Origin of the sequence: Rhizobium sp. AG207R (genome assembly GCF_027109195.1) — a bacterium.
Classification (GTDB): domain Bacteria; phylum Pseudomonadota; class Alphaproteobacteria; order Rhizobiales; family Rhizobiaceae; genus Rhizobium; species Rhizobium dioscoreae.
In genome coordinates this window covers 233,713-250,285 of record NZ_JAEPVT010000006.1, presented here as the reverse complement: position 1 = coordinate 250,285, position 16,573 = coordinate 233,713, and the positions used below count along the sequence as shown (strand labels likewise).

14 protein-coding genes are annotated in these 16,573 nt (G+C 59.2%); 12 read left to right on the top strand and 2 right to left on the bottom strand.

Annotated elements, in window-relative coordinates; genetic code table 11:
- The first annotated feature begins 4 nt into the window (after nt 1-4).
- On the top strand, nt 5-1,885 hold the full coding sequence (recQ, locus tag JJQ51_RS16335; RefSeq protein ID WP_113351881.1) for a DNA helicase RecQ: 1,881 nt from the start codon (nt 5-7) through the stop codon (nt 1,883-1,885).
- 39 nt (nt 1,886-1,924) lie between these two features.
- On the opposite strand, the gene JJQ51_RS16330 is transcribed toward recQ, so the two are convergent.
- Nucleotides 1,925-2,695 (bottom strand): SDR family oxidoreductase, encoded by a 771-nt coding sequence (locus tag JJQ51_RS16330; RefSeq protein ID WP_113332280.1) that lies wholly within the window; start codon nt 2,693-2,695, stop codon nt 1,925-1,927.
- Between the two features lie 262 nt (nt 2,696-2,957).
- On the opposite strand from JJQ51_RS16330, the gene JJQ51_RS16325 reads away from it, so the two are divergent.
- The 10 genes from JJQ51_RS16325 to JJQ51_RS16280 all read left to right on the top strand — a co-directional run bounded on the left by JJQ51_RS16325 (nt 2,958) and on the right by JJQ51_RS16280 (nt 15,659).
- Nucleotides 2,958-4,145 carry a glycine C-acetyltransferase gene (locus JJQ51_RS16325; RefSeq protein WP_113332281.1) on the top strand — a complete coding sequence of 396 codons (1,188 nt, stop codon included), beginning with the start codon at nt 2,958-2,960 and terminating at the stop codon, nt 4,143-4,145.
- A 21-nt stretch (nt 4,146-4,166) separates the two neighbouring features.
- On the top strand, nt 4,167-5,204 hold the full coding sequence (gene tdh / locus JJQ51_RS16320; RefSeq protein ID WP_113395366.1) for an L-threonine 3-dehydrogenase: 1,038 nt from the start codon (nt 4,167-4,169) through the stop codon (nt 5,202-5,204).
- 450 nt (nt 5,205-5,654) lie between these two features.
- Nucleotides 5,655-7,715, top strand: coding sequence for an RNA polymerase sigma factor RpoD (rpoD, locus tag JJQ51_RS16315; protein ID WP_113332283.1), 2,061 nt, complete (start codon nt 5,655-5,657; stop codon nt 7,713-7,715).
- 101 nt (nt 7,716-7,816) lie between these two features.
- Nucleotides 7,817-8,617 (top strand): APH(3')-II family aminoglycoside O-phosphotransferase, encoded by an 801-nt coding sequence (locus tag JJQ51_RS16310; protein WP_269244959.1) that lies wholly within the window; start codon nt 7,817-7,819, stop codon nt 8,615-8,617.
- A 235-nt stretch (nt 8,618-8,852) separates the two neighbouring features.
- Nucleotides 8,853-10,286, top strand: coding sequence for a DUF930 domain-containing protein (locus JJQ51_RS16305; protein ID WP_269244958.1), 1,434 nt, complete (start codon nt 8,853-8,855; stop codon nt 10,284-10,286).
- Nucleotides 10,287-10,430: 144 nt separating this feature from the next.
- Nucleotides 10,431-11,408: a DMT family transporter gene (locus tag JJQ51_RS16300; protein ID WP_145632498.1), complete on the top strand. Its 978-nt coding sequence runs from the start codon at nt 10,431-10,433 to the stop codon at nt 11,406-11,408.
- A 92-nt stretch (nt 11,409-11,500) separates the two neighbouring features.
- Nucleotides 11,501-12,307, top strand: coding sequence for an AraC family transcriptional regulator (locus JJQ51_RS16295; protein WP_145632501.1), 807 nt, complete (start codon nt 11,501-11,503; stop codon nt 12,305-12,307).
- Nucleotides 12,308-12,388: 81 nt separating this feature from the next.
- Nucleotides 12,389-13,120 (top strand): B3/B4 domain-containing protein, encoded by a 732-nt coding sequence (locus JJQ51_RS16290; RefSeq protein ID WP_269244957.1) that lies wholly within the window; start codon nt 12,389-12,391, stop codon nt 13,118-13,120.
- A gap of 94 nt (nt 13,121-13,214) precedes the next feature.
- Complete coding sequence (locus JJQ51_RS16285; protein WP_269244956.1) at nt 13,215-14,444, top strand: MFS transporter; 1,230 nt, start codon at nt 13,215-13,217, stop codon at nt 14,442-14,444.
- Between the two features lie 288 nt (nt 14,445-14,732).
- Nucleotides 14,733-15,659, top strand: a complete 927-nt coding sequence (locus JJQ51_RS16280) for a LysR substrate-binding domain-containing protein (protein WP_269244955.1) — start codon at nt 14,733-14,735, stop codon at nt 15,657-15,659.
- Between the two features lie 14 nt (nt 15,660-15,673).
- Here the strand turns inward: JJQ51_RS16280 and JJQ51_RS16275 are convergent, their stop codons facing one another.
- Complete coding sequence (locus JJQ51_RS16275) at nt 15,674-16,066, bottom strand: GNAT family N-acetyltransferase (RefSeq protein WP_269244954.1); 393 nt, start codon at nt 16,064-16,066, stop codon at nt 15,674-15,676.
- 144 nt (nt 16,067-16,210) lie between these two features.
- On the opposite strand from JJQ51_RS16275, the gene JJQ51_RS16270 reads away from it, so the two are divergent.
- Nucleotides 16,211-16,564 carry a DUF1428 domain-containing protein gene (locus JJQ51_RS16270; RefSeq protein ID WP_113351889.1) on the top strand — a complete coding sequence of 118 codons (354 nt, stop codon included), beginning with the start codon at nt 16,211-16,213 and terminating at the stop codon, nt 16,562-16,564.
- The last annotated feature ends 9 nt before the right edge of the window (nt 16,565-16,573 follow it).

The following is a 16,573-nucleotide window of genomic DNA, read 5'->3' as shown; positions in this document are numbered from 1 at the left end:
ATAGATGCCTCAGCCTGAAAGACAAGAGCCGCGATTTTCCGCAGACGACGCGTTGTTCGCCGAGCATACCGGTGCGCCAGCGCCGCTCGATGTCCTGAAGCGCGTTTATGGCTATTCCGCCTTTCGCGGCAAGCAGCAGCAAGTGGTCGAGCATGTCGTTTCCGGCGGCGATGCGGTCGTGCTGTTTCCGACCGGTGCCGGCAAATCGCTGTGTTTCCAGATTCCCGCGCTCTGCCGCAATGGTATCGGCATCGTCGTCTCGCCGCTGATTGCGCTGATGCGGGATCAGGTGGAGGCGATGAAGCAGCTCGGCATTCGGGCGGTCGCCTTGAATTCGTCACTGTCGCGCGAGGAGGCCAGTGATGTTTATCGCGCTATTTCCGCCGGCAAGCTCGATCTGCTCTATGTGACGCCGGAACGCATCGCGACGGAAGGCTTCTGCCAGATGCTCGGCAGAGCGAAGATCGCGCTTTTCGCCATCGACGAGGCGCATTGCGTCTCGCAATGGGGGCATGATTTCAGGCCGGAATATCGCGATCTCGGCAGGCTTGCCGAGCTCTTTCCCGGCGTCCCGCGCATCGCCCTGACGGCAACGGCCGATCCGCACACGCGCGACGACATTATCGAGCGGCTGGCTCTCGACAATGCCAAGGTTTTCACCACCAGCTTCGATCGTCCGAATATCACTTACGAGATTGTCGAGCGCGATCAGCCGCGTCAGCAATTGCTGCGTTTTCTCGAAAGGCACCGTGGCGATAGCGGCATTGTTTATTGCCTCTCGCGTGCCAAGGTCGAGGATACGGCAGAATGGCTGAACGGGCAGGGCATCCGCGCACTTCCCTATCATGCCGGCATGGATCGAGCGCTTCGCGATGCCAATCAGGATGCTTTCTTGAAAGAGGAAGACCTGTGCCTCGTGGCGACGGTTGCCTTCGGCATGGGCATCGACAAGCCGAATGTGCGCTATGTCGCCCATCTCGATCTGCCGGGTTCAGTGGAAGCCTATTATCAGGAGACGGGACGAGCCGGGCGTGATGGCCTCTCCTCGAATGTCTGGATGGCCTATGGCATGGCCGACGTCATCCAGCGTCGGCGGATGATCGATGAAGGCGGGGCATCCGAGGAGATCAAGCGTGTCGAGCGGGCAAAGCTCAATGCGCTGCTCGCCATTTGTGAAACGGCAGGATGCCGGCGGCAGTCGATCCTCGCGCATTTCGGTGAGGCGCACGGCGGCGGCTGCGGCAATTGCGATACCTGCCTCAAGCCTGTCGAGACTTGGGACGGGACGGAAGCGGCGATCAAGGCGCTCGCCGCCGTCTATCGCACCGGCGAGCGTTTCGGCACCGGCCATGTCATCGATGTGCTGATGGGCACCGTCAACGAGAAGACCGAGCGCTTCGGCCATGTCGACATGCCGGTTTTCGGCGCGGGAAAGGATATTCCCGCCCGCACCTGGCAATCGATCTTCCGGCAGTTGCTGGCGAGCGGTTTCATCAGCATCGACCACACGGCCTTCGGTGCCATGAAGCTCGAGGAGCAGGCAAGGGCTGTCTTCAAGCGCGAACGGCAGATCTTCTTCCGCAAGGATCGGCCCGAAACGGGCCGTCGCGGCAAGAAGGCGGGACGACCGGAGAAGCAGGCTCACGGCCTTACCGGCGAAGACCAGCTTCTCTTCGATGCGCTGCGCGCCGAGCGCACCAGGATCGCCAAGGAATTGGGCGTGCCGCCTTATGTCGTTTTTCCGGATACGACCCTTATCGCCTTTGCGACGGAGCGACCGAAAAATCATAAGACGCTTCTGGGGATTTCCGGCGTCGGTCAGTCAAAACTCGAACGCTACGGAGATGCGTTCCTTGCTGTCATCTCGGATTTCGTCAGTCGTTGATCTCTGGCGGCGGAGCGTGCTGGCCAGGCGGTTTGGCAGCTACATGCGCACCGTCATGCCCCCATCCACGGTCAGGACATGGCCGTTGACGAAGGATGCGGCGTCGCTGGCGAGGAACAGTGCGGCGCCCGCAATCTCGTCCGGACATCCCCAGCGCTGAACGGGTATGCGCTGGCGCACGATGGGGATCAGGTCTTCGTTCGCGACCATGGCCGCGTTGGTTTCCGTTGCGAACCAGCCAGGTGCGATGGCATTGCTTGTGATGCCGTGAGGGCCAAATTCAACAGCCATGCTGCGCATGAGGCCCGTCAGGCCCTGCTTGGCGGCGGGATAGACACAGTCACCCGGCATGACGACCTGACCGCTGATCGAAGTGACCGAGATCAGCCGCCCATGATTGTTTCGTTTCATCAAGCGCGCGGCATCGCGGGAAAGCATGATCGAGGCGGCGAGATCCGTGTTGAGCAAGGCGAGAATCGCCTCGTCGTCGAAGTCGGCCAGCGGGCGCCTGTCGCGCGCACCGACGTTGTTGATCAATATGTCGAGCCGGCCATGATTTTTCTCGATGTCACTTATTGCTGCGTGCTGAGCGTCGCGATCGGAAATATCGAAGGCGGCGGTTTCTGCGGAGCCGCCTCTCGCCTGGATGATCCCGACGGCCGTATTCAATGTCGCTGCGGTCCGCCCATTGACGATGACGTGAGCGCCGGCATCGGCAAGAGCCTTCGCCATTTCGAATCCGAGCCCGCGTCCGCCTCCGGTGATGAGGGCAACCCGTCCTGCGAGGGAGAATCTATGGAATATGCTCATGGCTCTCCCTTATTTTCAGAGTAACGCTAATCTGCTGTGAAATATTGGACTGAGTCAAGTAATTTTTGGGATAGTGAGCAATGAGGGCTGGCTGGAAAGTTGCGTGTATTAAGTCCGCTTTGACAGATAATATCGAAACTGCCGCCTATCGCGCAGACGTCACGGCGTTGCGCATTTTTGCCGCTGTCGGATGCAGCAACGGGCCGGATCCTATGTTATTCCTTCATGAATTGGGCCCTTTGACCAGCATCGGAATGCGACCATGACTTCAGCGTTCATATCCCATTTGCGCAACGAGCTTCTCGGCCTGAAAGAAGCCGGCCTCTATAAGGCCGAGCGCGTCATCACATCCAAGCAGGCCGGCGAAATCGCCGTGCTTGGGGGTGCGCGCGTCCTTAATTTCTGCGCGAACAACTATCTTGGACTTGCCGATAATGAGGAGCTCGCGGAAGCAGCGAAGAAGGCGCTAGATCGCTATGGCTACGGCATGGCCTCGGTACGTTTTATCTGCGGCACGCAGGAGGAGCACAAGCAGCTCGAGGCACGGATCTCAGCCTTTCTCGGCATGGAGGCGACGATCCTCTATTCCTCCTGCTTCGATGCCAATGGCGGGTTGTTCGAGACGCTGCTATCGGAAGAAGATGCCATCATCTCGGATGCCCTTAATCATGCCTCCATTATTGATGGCGTCCGGCTCTCCAAAGCCAAACGCTTCCGTTACGCCAACAACGACATGGCAGCGCTTGAGGAGGAACTGAAGAAGGCCGAAGGCAGCCGCTTCAAGCTGATCGCGACCGACGGCGTCTTTTCGATGGACGGCATCATTGCCAATCTCGGCGGCGTCTGCGACCTGGCGGAGAAATATGGCGCGATGGTCATGGTCGATGACAGCCATGCGGTCGGCTTTGTCGGCGAGCATGGTCGGGGCTCGGCGGAATATTGCGGCGTCGAAGGCCGGATCGACATCATCACCGGCACACTCGGCAAAGCGCTTGGCGGGGCGTCCGGGGGCTATACGTCGGCCAGAGGTGAAATCGTCGAGTGGCTGCGGCAGCGCTCGCGTCCCTATCTTTTCTCGAACACCTTGGCGCCTGTCATCGCCGCAGCCTCGTTGAAGGTGTTCGATCTTATCGAAAACGGCTCCGACCTGCGTGCACGGCTTCAAGGCAATGCCGAACTCTTTCGCCGTGAAATGACCAAGCTCGGCTTCACGCTGGCGGGGGCGGATCACCCGATCATCCCAGTCATGCTCGGCGATGCGAAGCTCGCGCAGGACATGGCGGCGCTCATGCTGCAGAAGGGCGTCTATGTCATCGGCTTTTCCTTCCCCGTGGTGCCGAAGGGTCAGGCGCGCATCCGCACGCAGATGTCGGCCGCTCACTCGAAGGCCGATGTCGAAAAGGCGATCGCAGCCTTTGCCGAAGCCGGAAAAGAACTTGGAATCATTTGAATTGGTTGGAGAGAACCGATCATGTCGAACATGATGAAAGCGTTGGTCAAATCCAAGCCGGAGGTCGGGCTGTGGATGGAGCATGTGCCGGTTCCCGAAGTCGGGCCGAACGATGTCCTGATCCGGGTCAAGAAGTCGGCGATCTGCGGGACCGATGTCCATATTTGGAACTGGGATCAATGGGCGCAAAAGACCATTCCCGTTCCGATGGTGGTCGGCCACGAATTCTGCGGTGAGATTGCCGAGATCGGTTCCGCCGTGACGAAATATCATGTCGGTGAGCGCGTCTCGGGTGAAGGTCATATCGTTTGCGGCAAATGTCGCAACTGCCGGGCGGGCAGGGGCCATCTCTGCCGCAACACGCTCGGTGTCGGCGTCAACCGTCCCGGCTCCTTTGGTGAGTTCGTCTGTATTCCCGAATCCAATGTCGTGCCGATCCCCGACGATATCCCGGATGAAATTGCCGCGATTTTCGATCCCTTCGGCAATGCAGTTCACACTGCGCTCTCCTTCGATCTGGTCGGCGAGGACGTGCTGGTGACCGGCGCGGGGCCGATCGGCATCATGGGGGCCATGGTCGCCAAGCGCTCCGGTGCGCGCAAGGTCGTCATTACCGATATCAATCCCATCCGACTGGCGCTTGCCCGCAAGGTCGGCATCGATCATGTCGTCGACGCTTCCAAGGAAAACCTCGCTGATGTGATGAAGTCCATCGGCATGACCGAGGGGTTTGACGTCGGTCTGGAAATGTCGGGCGCGGCTCCCGCCTTCCGCGACATGATCGACAAGATGAACAATGGCGGCAAGATCGCCATTCTCGGCATTGCGCCGGCAGGCTTCGAGATCGACTGGAACAAGGTCATCTTCAAGATGCTGAACCTCAAGGGCATTTACGGCCGCGAGATGTTCGAGACCTGGTACAAGATGATTGCCTTCGTGCAAGGCGGTCTCGATGTATCGCCCGTCATCACGCATCGTATCGGCATCGATGATTTCCGCGATGGTTTCGAAGCAATGCGCTCGGGCAATTCCGGCAAGGTCGTCATGGACTGGAATTGATGCCATTCGGACACACTTCCGGCCTCGGTAATACCTGCCGATGCTGGAAATGTGAGGCTTTGCTCAGAATGCTCTTGTCATCGCGTGGGGACTTCCTAAATACGGGAAACATTAAATCGCTGCGTGCGGAGCCTGTGGATAAGGCTTTTTCGCGCATTTAACGGGCTTTTTTGCTGGAAAAGCTTGACGAGAACTAAAATTCTGGGAATCACCGTTTGACTTCGGAAAGAACGGTAAAACTGGATCAAGCGGATCACCTGATATCATGGCCGGAAATCCAAACGCAATCCAGCTTTGCACTCCGGTGGCGGTGATCGTGGTTAATTGGGCATTAAAGGTCATTCCGTTAGGTGTTCGTCGGTGAGTCGCGGCTGGTGCAGGGCGCGCCAGTCAGTGTGATTGTTTCACCGCGTGTAAGTTTGCAGCGTCAGGGAAAGCGACGATATAAAGATGGCAACAAAGGTCAAAGAGAACGAAGAAGCTGAAGTCGAGCGCGACGGCACCTCCGACGGCCCACTTCTCGATCTTTCCGACGACGCGGTCAAGAAGATGATCAAGGCCGCGAAGAAGCGCGGCTATGTGACGATGGACGAGCTCAACGCCGTTCTTCCGTCCGAGGAAGTGACGTCCGAACAGATCGAAGATACGATGGCCATGCTTTCGGACATGGGCATCAACGTCATTGAGGACGAAGACGTTGAAGAGGCTGGCGCTGCGGCCAGCGACGACGACGATGCCGGCGGCGATGACGATAGCGAGGGCGGCGAACTAGCTCCTTCGACAGGTTCTGCTCTGGCGACGGCCAAGAAGAAAGAGCCGACCGACCGCACGGACGATCCAGTGCGCATGTATCTGCGCGAAATGGGTTCCGTCGAGCTTCTGTCGCGCGAAGGCGAAATCGCGATTGCCAAGCGCATCGAGGCCGGCCGCGAAACCATGATCGGCGGCCTCTGTGAGAGCCCGTTGACGTTCCAGGCGCTGATTATCTGGCGCGACGAACTCAACGAAGGCACCACGCTGCTGCGCGAGATCATCGACCTCGAAACCACCTATTCCGGTCCCGAGGCCAAGGCTGCCCCGCAGTTCCAGAGCCCGGAGAAGATCGAGGCTGACCGCAAGGCGGCCGAAGAGAAGGAAAAGGCACGTCGCGGCCGTGCTCCTTCCGGCGACGACGACATCACCAATGTTGGCGGTGAAGGTCTACCGATCGAGGAGGAGGAAGAGGACGAGGACGAGTCCAACCTCTCCCTCGCTGCGATGGAAGCCGAGCTTCGTCCGCAGGTCATGACGACGCTCGACATCATCGCCGAAACATACAAGAAGCTGCGCAAGCTGCAGGACCAGCAGGTCGAGCAGCGCCTGTCGGCCTCCGGCACACTGTCCTCCGCACAGGAGCGCCGCTACAAGGAACTCAAGGATGAGCTGGTCAAGTCGGTCAAGTCTCTGTCGCTGAACCAGAACCGCATCGACGCGCTCGTCGAGCAGCTCTACGACATCAACAAGCGCCTCGTTCAGAACGAAGGCCGCCTGCTGCGTCTGGCTGAATCCTATGGTGTCAAGCGCGACAGCTTCCTGGAGCAGTATCAGGGCGCCGAGCTCGATCCGAACTGGATGAAGTCGATCGGCAATCTGGCTGCGCGCGGCTGGAAGGAATTCGCCAAGAGCGAAAACACGACGATCCGCGACATTCGCCAGGAAATCCAGAATCTTGCGACCGAAACCGGTATTTCGATCTCGGAATTCCGCCGTATCGTTCACATGGTTCAGAAGGGCGAGCGCGAAGCCCGCATCGCCAAGAAGGAAATGGTCGAAGCCAACCTGCGCCTCGTCATCTCCATCGCCAAGAAGTACACGAATCGCGGCCTGCAGTTCCTCGACCTCATTCAGGAAGGCAATATCGGCCTGATGAAGGCGGTCGACAAGTTCGAATATCGCCGCGGTTACAAATTCTCGACCTACGCCACCTGGTGGATTCGTCAGGCGATCACCCGTTCGATCGCCGACCAGGCGCGCACCATCCGTATTCCGGTGCACATGATCGAAACGATCAACAAGATCGTCCGCACGTCGCGCCAGATGCTGCACGAAATCGGCCGTGAGCCGACGCCGGAAGAACTGGCCGAAAAGCTCGCCATGCCGCTCGAAAAGGTGCGCAAGGTTCTGAAGATCGCCAAGGAGCCGATCTCGCTCGAAACCCCGGTGGGTGACGAAGAAGATTCGCATCTCGGCGATTTCATCGAGGACAAGAACGCGCTTCTGCCGATTGACGCCGCCATCCAGGCGAACCTGCGCGAAACGACGACCCGCGTTCTGGCATCGCTGACCCCACGCGAAGAGCGTGTGCTGCGCATGCGTTTCGGCATCGGCATGAACACCGACCATACGCTCGAAGAAGTCGGCCAGCAGTTCTCGGTGACGCGCGAGCGTATTCGTCAGATCGAAGCCAAGGCGCTGCGCAAGCTCAAGCACCCGAGCCGCAGCCGCAAGCTCAGAAGCTTCCTCGACAGCTGAGGTCTGGCGCAAGTCGGCATCGGCAGGTTACAAAACAAGGCCCGGTTCGCGAAAGCGAGCCGGGCTTTTCATTGAGGATATCAGGATCAAAGAGGGTGATCATGGCGAGCAAGCCGCAATTCACGGAGATATCCCTTCCTGTCCGCCTGCGCGATCTGCTGGCGGGGTATGAATGGCGGCAGGATGCGCTCGGGCGCTCTTCGGCCCATGTTTTCCGACTTGAGGCTGATGGACGCGTGCCTGTTTATCTCAAGAGCGAGCTGGTCGATCCGTTGGGTGAATTGGCAGGCGAGGTTGCGAGGCTGCGATGGCTCGCCTCGCAGGGCCTTGCGTGCCCTGATATCATTGCCCATGAGAAGGACGGCGAACGCGAATGGCTTTTGATGAGTGCTCTTCCCGGCAGCGATTTCGTCAGCGCCGAGTGGTTACAGCCGCTTGAGCGGGTGCGGCTTTTTGCGGGTGCCTTGCGGCGATTGCACTCAGTCGATATCGCGGCCTGCCCGTTCGATCATCGGCTGGAGAACAGGATCGGCACGGCATGGGCACACTTGCTTGCCGGCCGCGTCGATGAGGACGACTTTGATGAGGCCCGGCTCGGAAGGTCGGCGGCGGATCTTTTCCGCGAACTTCAGGCCAAGAGACCGTCGACGGAGGATCTTGTCGTCACCCATGGCGATGCCTGCCTTCCGAATTTCGTAGTCGATGGCGATAGATTCAGCGGTTATATCGATTGCGGCCGCCTCGGCGCGGCTGATCGCCATCAGGATATCGCGCTGGCCTGCGGTAGCGTCGAGCACAATTTCGGACAGGAATTGGTTGGCGAGTTTTTGAAAGCCTATGGCGATTTTGAACCGCAGGCCGAAAAGATGGCCTATTATCGGCTACTGGATGAGTTCTTCTAGCGGGAGATGCGACTATCCCGCGCTGCGCGATCACGCAGGTTTGTTTTTGCGCCATTGCGGATCGCGCAGATGCCTGACAAGTTCGATTTCGGCCGATACCTCTTTCCCGGCGTGTGGTCGGGTACCATATGTCAGCGACCGAAAAGTCTTCTGATCTGTTTGCCAGCAAGGATCGAATGAATCGATGCGCAATTTCCTCTTGATTGCTTTCTCTGCGCGAGTCCTCGGCTGAACGATGGAAAAGGGCGCGGAAAAACGGGATAGGGAGATAAGGCCGGGCTTTGTCCTGTCGATCCTTCTGCACGTCCTGTTTGTCGCGCTCTTTTTGCTGCCGCTGTTTCCCGCGCCGCCAGAGGCGAAGCCCGAGCAGAGCGTCAATGTCGAGCTGGTGCCGCAGCAGGAGGAAAAACAGGAACTGGCGACGAAGGCGAATGAGAAGCCCGACCAGCCTCCCAAACCGACGCCAAGACCTGACGAGAAGCCGGCAGAACAGACGGCGGACGCTCAACAGGAGCCGCAGCAGCCGGAGGGAAAGAAGGCGGACGAACAGCCGCCAAAGCAATCCAACCCTGAGGGCAAGAAGCAGGCAGAGAAGCCTGCATCCAAGCCTGACGAGGCCAAGGCTGATAAGCCGGTAGAGCAGGCGAAGTCTGAGCCCAAACCTGATGATCCCGGCGCTGAGAAGCCTGTTGAGAAAGCGGAACAGCAGCCTTCTGCGACCGAAACGCCGCTTCCGGACATGAAGGGCGATCAGAAGGATCCGACGACCACGCAGCAGGCGGATGCTTCAGAACAGTCGAAAGACGATACACCCCCGACGCGGCCAAACAACAATGCAGCTGAGCAACAGGCTGCTGCAGCTGCGCAAGCCGAAGCTCAAGCCAAGGCTGAAGCCCAGGCCGCCCAACAGGCCCAGCCGCAAGTTGACGCCAAGGATCAGCAAGCAAACGCGGCGCAGCCGCCGGCGAGCGATTCGAACGCCCCGGCTTCGTCTACCGCACCCAATATCCTGGCGACCAACGAGCCTTCGGATTCGCAGGTGCAACAACCGCAGGTGCCAGCGGTAGATCAGAATAATCCGCAGGCACAAGCGCCGTCATCCGATCCGCAGCAGCAGGCTCCGGCCGGGCAGGCCAAGGATGAGGCGAAAGACTCGCTGCAGATTGTCGTTCCGGCGGTCAGGCCATCGCCGGCACAGCAGAGTGCTCAAGGCCAGTCTGTTTCCAGTCAAGGCGATCCGACGAGTGGCACCGCGTTGGTCACCGAGCCACCGCGGCCTAAATCACTTGTGCCGAAGCGAGCCGTTCAGGCGAAGAAGCTTTATTCGGGTGCGGAGATGGCCCGTCTGTCGAAGAGTGAATATGACGCTTGGAAGAAACTGCCACGGCGTGATCGGGTACGATATCTCTGCAATTCTGAGGAGCTGTTGCAGTTTCGTCATGATCTCGGTGCGGTAGGGTATAATAACTCCGCGCTGTCCTCGGCGATGCTCTCTGATGTTAGCTTGTTTGGCGATGGGGTCGCGGTTCAGACGCCCAATGGCTGGCGGAGAGTTGCATTCACCTGTGAAGTGGATGACGATGCGCTAAAGGTTATCGCTTTTTCCTACACGGACAGGGGACGCATTTCCCCGAGCCAAATGGATCAAGCACGCTTTCTAAGCAATTGAACCCAGAGAAGCGTACTCGCTCCCCACGTCCGGCTGAAACAATAGTTTATCCCCACCCCAATCGAAATCCACTCCATTTCATCATACAATTGCCTGCATCCCACTGATTCAGTGTTCTTCCATCGCCCTTTTCTCAAGATTCCAATGTCCTCGATTACAGCCGATTCCAGTTCTGCGGCAGCGGGCCGCTCCGCCCTGCGTGGTGTCCTCGTGGCATTCGCGTCCTATGCAGTCTTCGCCTTCAGCGATGCGTCGATCAAGATCCTTCACGGGACGATCCCTTCCTATCAGGTCGCGTTCATCGGTGCGCTGTTCGGCTTTGCCGCCATACCTTTCCTGAAGAAGCGGGAAGACGAGTGGCTCGATATGGTGCGGACGTCAAACCGTCCCTTGTGGCTGCTGCGCTTCGTCTGCGGCGCGGCGGGCGCCATCTGCTCCGTCGTTGCCTTCACCAAACTGCCAATGGCGGAAGCCTTTGCGCTGCTGTTTCTGCTGCCGTCCTTTGTCACCATTCTCTCTGTGATTTTTCTCAAGGAGGATGTGCGCTGGCAGCGCTGGACGGCGGTCATTCTCGGTTTCGTCGGCGTGTTGATCGTCCTGCGTCCGGGTTTTCGCGAGCTCTCGGTCGGGCACCTTTGCGCGGCAATCGGTGGCCTTGCGGCGGCCATCTCCATCGTCATCAACCGCGCGCTCGGTTCAAAGGAGAAGCGCATCTCGCTCTATGGGGCAGGCCTTTTCGGAACGCTTATCGTCAGCGGCCTCCTCATGCTCTCCGAAGTCACCATGCCCACGCCGACGCAATGGATATTCCTCGCGAGCTACGGCCTGCTTGGCGCGTGCGGCAGTGTCCTGCTCTTGACGGCTGCGCAGATGGCGCCTGCCAATCTGGTTGCGCCGCCGCAATATAGTCAGATGCTCTGGGCGATCGCCTTTGGCTACCTGTTGTTCAACGACAGCATCGATATGCCGATGGCCGTCGGCATCGTCCTCATCATCTTTTCCGGCCTGCTGACATTGGCGCGGGAGCGCAAGCGCGGCACGCCGCTGCCGACGGCGGTTGCCGGCAATACGCAGGCCGCATTGGTGACGGCGGAGGAAGACAAGGCTGCAGGCGGCGTTTAAGTCTTGTGTCCCGATTGCGGGTACGCGACATTGTCGCTCATATGGGACGCCTTAGCTGATAGAGCGAATAGGCGGGATGAGAGGCACCAGCGATGAAGTCCGGTCAATTCAGGATATACCGCTCTCGCCTTGCCGGCATCGAGGCAGTCCGAGCCGAAACCGGCCATAGCTTCCCAAAGCACACGCATGACCAATTCGGCATCGGTGTCATCGAGGCCGGTGCGCAGAGGTCGCTTAGCGGGCGAGGGGTGGTGCAGGCAGAGGCCGGCGACGTCATCAGCGTCAACCCGAACGAGGTGCATGACGGCATGCCCATCGGCCAAAGCCGCGCGTGGTCCATGCTCTATTTCGATCCCCGGCTGATCGGCGATCTGTTGCGCGATGTCGGCGAGGGTAGGTTCGGTGTGGTGGAATTCCCGTCGCCTGTCATCCGCGACGGGGAGATGGCTGGGCATTTCAGAAGCCTGTTTTCGCTTCTGGTCAAGGATGCGGCTGAAAATGTTCTCCTGCGGGATGGCCTGCTGCTGTCGCTCATCGCCGCTGTGATGCGTGAGGGATCCGGTGCCTTGCGTGAAGATGCCATTTCCACTGATATCAAAAAGGCGCGCGAGCTGATCGATGACGATCCAGCCGCTCCCCTGACCCTTGCCGAGCTTGCGGAGTTGTGCGGTCTAAGCCAATTTCGTTTCCTGCGGGCCTTCACCAAGGCGACGGGGCTGACGCCGCATGCTTACCTCATGCAGCGCCGGATTCATAAAGCGCGCCGACTGATTGCGGTGGGCATGTCCTTAGCCGAAGCGACCTTTGCCAGCGGTTTTTCCGATCAGAGCCATATGACGCGCCTCTTCGTCCGCAATTTCGGCGTCTCGCCCGGCGCCTATGCGGCGGCGATCGGCTGAAGCTTCTGCAATTTTATTCAAGACCGGAGGACAGCGGCGAGGTTTCCTGCTGCGCCAAGCAGATGCCTATCAGGAGGTGCCATGTTTTTCCGCCATTCGAACGAGATTTGGAGTGAGTTTCCCGAGCTGGTTCCCGGCGTGTTGTTTGCCGAAGGGATCACCTCGACCGTTGATGTCGAAGATCGGATGGCCAAATATCATGCGATTGCCGCAGACCGGCTAAAACAAGGTCCCGAAGGCGAGATGGCTGAAATCCAGGTGTGGCGTCGTGCTTTCTCCAAAATGGGCTTGAAGCCGACACAATATCGGTGCGCATCCGAAGCGCTGCTGCGCCGATTTCGCCAGGAAGGGTCGTTGCCGCGGCTGCACCCGCTCGTCGATCTTTGCAATGCCATCTCGATCGCTTTCGCAATTCCCGTTGCTGTGTTTGATCTTGCGAAAATCTCTGGCGATCTCGAAGTGCGGCATGCGAGCGGCAGCGAAACCTATTTGACCTTTTCCGGCGAAATAGAGCATCCGGCAGTCAGAGAAGTGATCTTTGCCGATGGAGCAGGACGGGCGCATGCCCGGCGCTGGACCAATCGCCAGAGTGGTTTGTCCGCCGTGCGCAATGATACACATGCGGTGTTGATTGTCGCGGAGGCGCTGCACGAATCGGCAGGCAGCGATGTTCCGAAGCTGATCGATGCGATTGCGTCGGAGTTGACCGCCATCTGGTCGATCGAGGCCACGCAGGGCCTCCTCAGCCTGTCATCACCGCGATTTGATCTATCGGCCGCGATGAATTTGCAACTGCAGCAAAAACGAGATTGACAGAAGGCGCGTTCAGGCAGAGCAGGGACTGTAGAATTTCCGACTGTCGAGAAGCATGTCTGCAAGCGTCCGTGGCGGCAGACTAAGAAGGCTCATGGATACCCTGCAGACTCAAGACCGGCCAAGCGTGCTCGGTCACCCCGGCTATCGTTCATTCGCTGCGTCGCGTGTCTTTTCCTCGATAGGCTTTCAGTCTGTCACGGTCGCCATGGGCTGGATGATCTACGATCAGACCCATAGCGCTTTTTTCCTCGGCCTCGTCGGCTTCTGCCAGTTTCTGCCGATGGTCATCCTGACCTTCGTCGTCGGGCATGTCGCCGATCGGTTCGACCGCCGCCGCATCGGCCTTGCCTGCCAGATCATCGAGGCGCTGACCGCACTGGTCCTTGCCATAGCTGTCTGGTTTCATTGGATAGGACCTGCCGGTATTCTAGCCGCCGTTGCCATCATGGGTGCGGCGACGGCCTTCGAACGTCCGACCATGGCGGCGCTTTTGCCCAACATCGTGCCGTCGTCGCTGCTGCAGGTTGCCATCGCGACCTCCACCTCGATGATGCAGACCGCCTTTATCATCGGGCCGTCGCTCGGCGGTCTGCTTTATGGCGTCAGCCCCCTTGCGCCGTTTGCCGTTTCGGCTGCGCTGTATGTCATCGCCAGCATCAACGTTATCTCGATCCGGGTCGAACGCGAGCAGCCGTCGTCGCGCGAGCCGGTGACGCTGAGCTCCGTCTTTGCCGGCGTCTCCTTCATCAAGAGCCGGCCGGTCATGCTGGGGACGATCTCGCTCGATCTCTTCGCGGTGCTGCTTGGGGGCGCGACGGCGCTGCTGCCGATGTTTGCGCGGGATATTCTGCATGCCGGGCCATGGGGACTTGGCCTGCTGCGCGCCGCGCCGGCCATCGGTGCGCTCATTATGTCGATCTGGCTGGCACGCCGGCCGCTGCAGAGCGATGTCGGCAAGAAGATGCTGTTTGCCGTGCTCGTCTTTGGGGTCGCCACCATCGTCTTTTCGCTGTCGAGCAATATCATCCTTTCGGTCGCAGCGCTCTTCGTCGTCGGCGCTTCGGATACGGTCAGCGTCGTCGTGCGCAGCTCGCTCGTGCAGCTCCTGACGCCGGATGCCATGCGCGGCCGCGTCAATGCCGTGAATTCGCTTTTTATCGGCACCTCCAATCAGCTCGGTGAATTCGAGTCCGGCATGCTTGCCACTGCACTTGGGCCTGTCCTCACCGGCATCGTCGGTGGCGTCGGGACCATTGTGGTGGTTGTGCTCTGGATGCGCCTCTTTCCGGACCTGACCAGAGTGAAGACGCTCAAAGGCTAGCGACGTCCATCATTGGATTGCTTTTCCGCAAGGTCGCTTAGCCCGATATCCCGCAATAGATGTTGGTTTGCCTGAGGTAGCATATCTCGCTTCCGGGCATTTTCCTTATGCGATCGCCATTCCATGCCCCCTCGTCGGGTTAGGAGTTGGACGACGCATGTTCTCCAGCTTATAACATGAAGAACGTTCATATATCTACGACCTCGAAGTGCCTAGCCAATAGATAGATGCGCTTAGAATATAGTTATGTATAATGAATTCTCAGGCTGCAAAGCATGAGGGATTTTCATGGGAAAGAGGCCGCTGCCACCGCTCTCGGTGCTTCAGACATTCTGTGCCATTGTAGAGACTGGCGGTTTCGGTCGTGCGGCCGAGCGGATCGGGCAGACACAGACCGCCGTCAGCCATCAGCTTGCACAGCTGGAAGGCTGGATCGGCGGGCGCCTGTTCGACCGAGGCCGAAATGGGGCGCGGCTGACGCCGTTGGGTGCGCGCCTGCACCCCGCAATTTCAAGCGTGATCGCCGAGCTGGAAACCGCCTTGTACCAGGCGCGCGCGAGTATTTCGGTTCGCAGCGTCGCGATATCCGTCTCGCCGGAGTTTTCCAGCCAGTGGCTGGCGGCGCGGCTGCCGGATTTCTGCCAGCGCTATCCAGACATCGAGGTGAAGCTGGCTGTCGGCTATCAGCGCCCGGATTTTCAGCCTGATGGCACCGATCTTGCCGTCTGGCTCGGCCGTGCCGACGCCGGTCTTACGCATGAAGAACTGTTGACTGACGAGGAGTTCGTCGTCAGTTCGCCGGAACTGTCCAAACGATTGCCGCCGCGCTGGGCCATAAGAGCGGCGCCGCTTCTGCGCTATTCCGGCATGCGGCATACGATTCTCGATTGGCAGCGCTGGCACGAGCAAATTACCAGCGGGTTGGATAACGGGGCAAATCCGCATTTCGACATCGCTCGGGCGGTCGAGGAGGCTCCCTTGTTCGATTCTTTCGCCGAAATGCTCGAGGCTTGCCGGCAGGGCGGCGGCTTCGCGCTCGTGCGAAGCTCATTGGTGGCACGCGATCTCGCCGACAATAAGCTGGTCAGATGCTTCGTCGAGGTGCAGCCGGCTGCTGTCAGCTATAGTCTGGTCTATCCGCCGAATGCCTTGGTGAACCCGGCTGCGGCCCTGTTTCGCAACTGGCTGCTCTCGCAAGTTCATTCGCCGGGTTAGCGGGCGATGATCTGTCAATCGCGCAGCCGAATGAGGCCGGCCTCAGTGGGAGCAAAACCGAGCCCTTGATAAAAGCCGGCGAGATGTGGTTCGAAATCGACATGCAGCCATTCCGCGCCACGTTCGCCGGCCAGGGTTTTCGCCCGCTCGACCAGAGCACTTGCGATACCTCTTCGCCGAAATTCCGGATCGACGCAGGTGTCGAGAATGAAGGCATGAATGCCGCCATCCCACGCGACATTGACGAAGCCCACCAGTCTTGCAGCCGCGAATGCGCCCACATGCGCGAGGTTTCTGGCGAGAATGGGCTGGAAATCCCGAGGGGAGGAGCTGCCCCATGCGGTTGCCCATAGGGCATTGAGCACCTCATTTTTGAGCTTGGGATCATTCTGGTATTCTATCGTCATAGGCGTCCCTCCGCGGGATCGTTCAGCGAATTCGCGGCCGTTTCCGACCAACCGGCAGGCGTGCGAAAAATATCTGCCGCCAATGTCGGATCTGATTGCCGTCAACCGTCTTTCAAAGGTGAACATAGAACAGAGGAGGCAGAAATGTCCTATGTCGATGGCTTCATCCTTGCCGTGCCGAAAGACAAGATTGAAGCATACAAGGCGCAGGCGGGCAGGGCCGGCGATGTCTGGCGGGAGCATGGCGCGCTCAGCTATGTCGAGGCCATAGGCGACGACGTACCGTATGGCGAACTGACTTCTTTCCCGCGTGCCGTGCAGGCGAAGGAAGACGAGGTCGTTGTGTTCTCATGGATCACCTACGAATCGCGAGAGAGCCGCGACACAGTATTGGCGAAGGTCATGGCCGACCCGCGTTTGAAGGATGACATGCAAAACATGCCCTTTGACGGCAAACGCCTGATCTATGGTGGTTTCAACATCATCATCTCGCTATAGGCTCAACGC

What these genes read in the sequence shown, in the direction of transcription:
- recQ (WP_113351881.1), top strand. Translation starts at nt 5, where the DNA reads ATGCCTCAGCCTGAAAGACAAGAGCCGCGATTTTCCGCAGACGACGCG.
- JJQ51_RS16330 (WP_113332280.1), bottom strand. Translation starts at nt 2,695, where the DNA reads ATGAGCATATTCCATAGATTCTCCCTCGCAGGACGGGTTGCCCTCATC.
- JJQ51_RS16325 (WP_113332281.1), top strand. Translation starts at nt 2,958, where the DNA reads ATGACTTCAGCGTTCATATCCCATTTGCGCAACGAGCTTCTCGGCCTG.
- tdh (WP_113395366.1), top strand. Translation starts at nt 4,167, where the DNA reads ATGTCGAACATGATGAAAGCGTTGGTCAAATCCAAGCCGGAGGTCGGG.
- rpoD (WP_113332283.1), top strand. Translation starts at nt 5,655, where the DNA reads ATGGCAACAAAGGTCAAAGAGAACGAAGAAGCTGAAGTCGAGCGCGAC.
- JJQ51_RS16310 (WP_269244959.1), top strand. Translation starts at nt 7,817, where the DNA reads ATGGCGAGCAAGCCGCAATTCACGGAGATATCCCTTCCTGTCCGCCTG.
- JJQ51_RS16305 (WP_269244958.1), top strand. Translation starts at nt 8,853, where the DNA reads ATGGAAAAGGGCGCGGAAAAACGGGATAGGGAGATAAGGCCGGGCTTT.
- JJQ51_RS16300 (WP_145632498.1), top strand. Translation starts at nt 10,431, where the DNA reads ATGTCCTCGATTACAGCCGATTCCAGTTCTGCGGCAGCGGGCCGCTCC.
- JJQ51_RS16295 (WP_145632501.1), top strand. Translation starts at nt 11,501, where the DNA reads ATGAAGTCCGGTCAATTCAGGATATACCGCTCTCGCCTTGCCGGCATC.
- JJQ51_RS16290 (WP_269244957.1), top strand. Translation starts at nt 12,389, where the DNA reads ATGTTTTTCCGCCATTCGAACGAGATTTGGAGTGAGTTTCCCGAGCTG.
- JJQ51_RS16285 (WP_269244956.1), top strand. Translation starts at nt 13,215, where the DNA reads ATGGATACCCTGCAGACTCAAGACCGGCCAAGCGTGCTCGGTCACCCC.
- JJQ51_RS16280 (WP_269244955.1), top strand. Translation starts at nt 14,733, where the DNA reads ATGGGAAAGAGGCCGCTGCCACCGCTCTCGGTGCTTCAGACATTCTGT.
- JJQ51_RS16275 (WP_269244954.1), bottom strand. Translation starts at nt 16,066, where the DNA reads ATGACGATAGAATACCAGAATGATCCCAAGCTCAAAAATGAGGTGCTC.
- JJQ51_RS16270 (WP_113351889.1), top strand. Translation starts at nt 16,211, where the DNA reads ATGTCCTATGTCGATGGCTTCATCCTTGCCGTGCCGAAAGACAAGATT.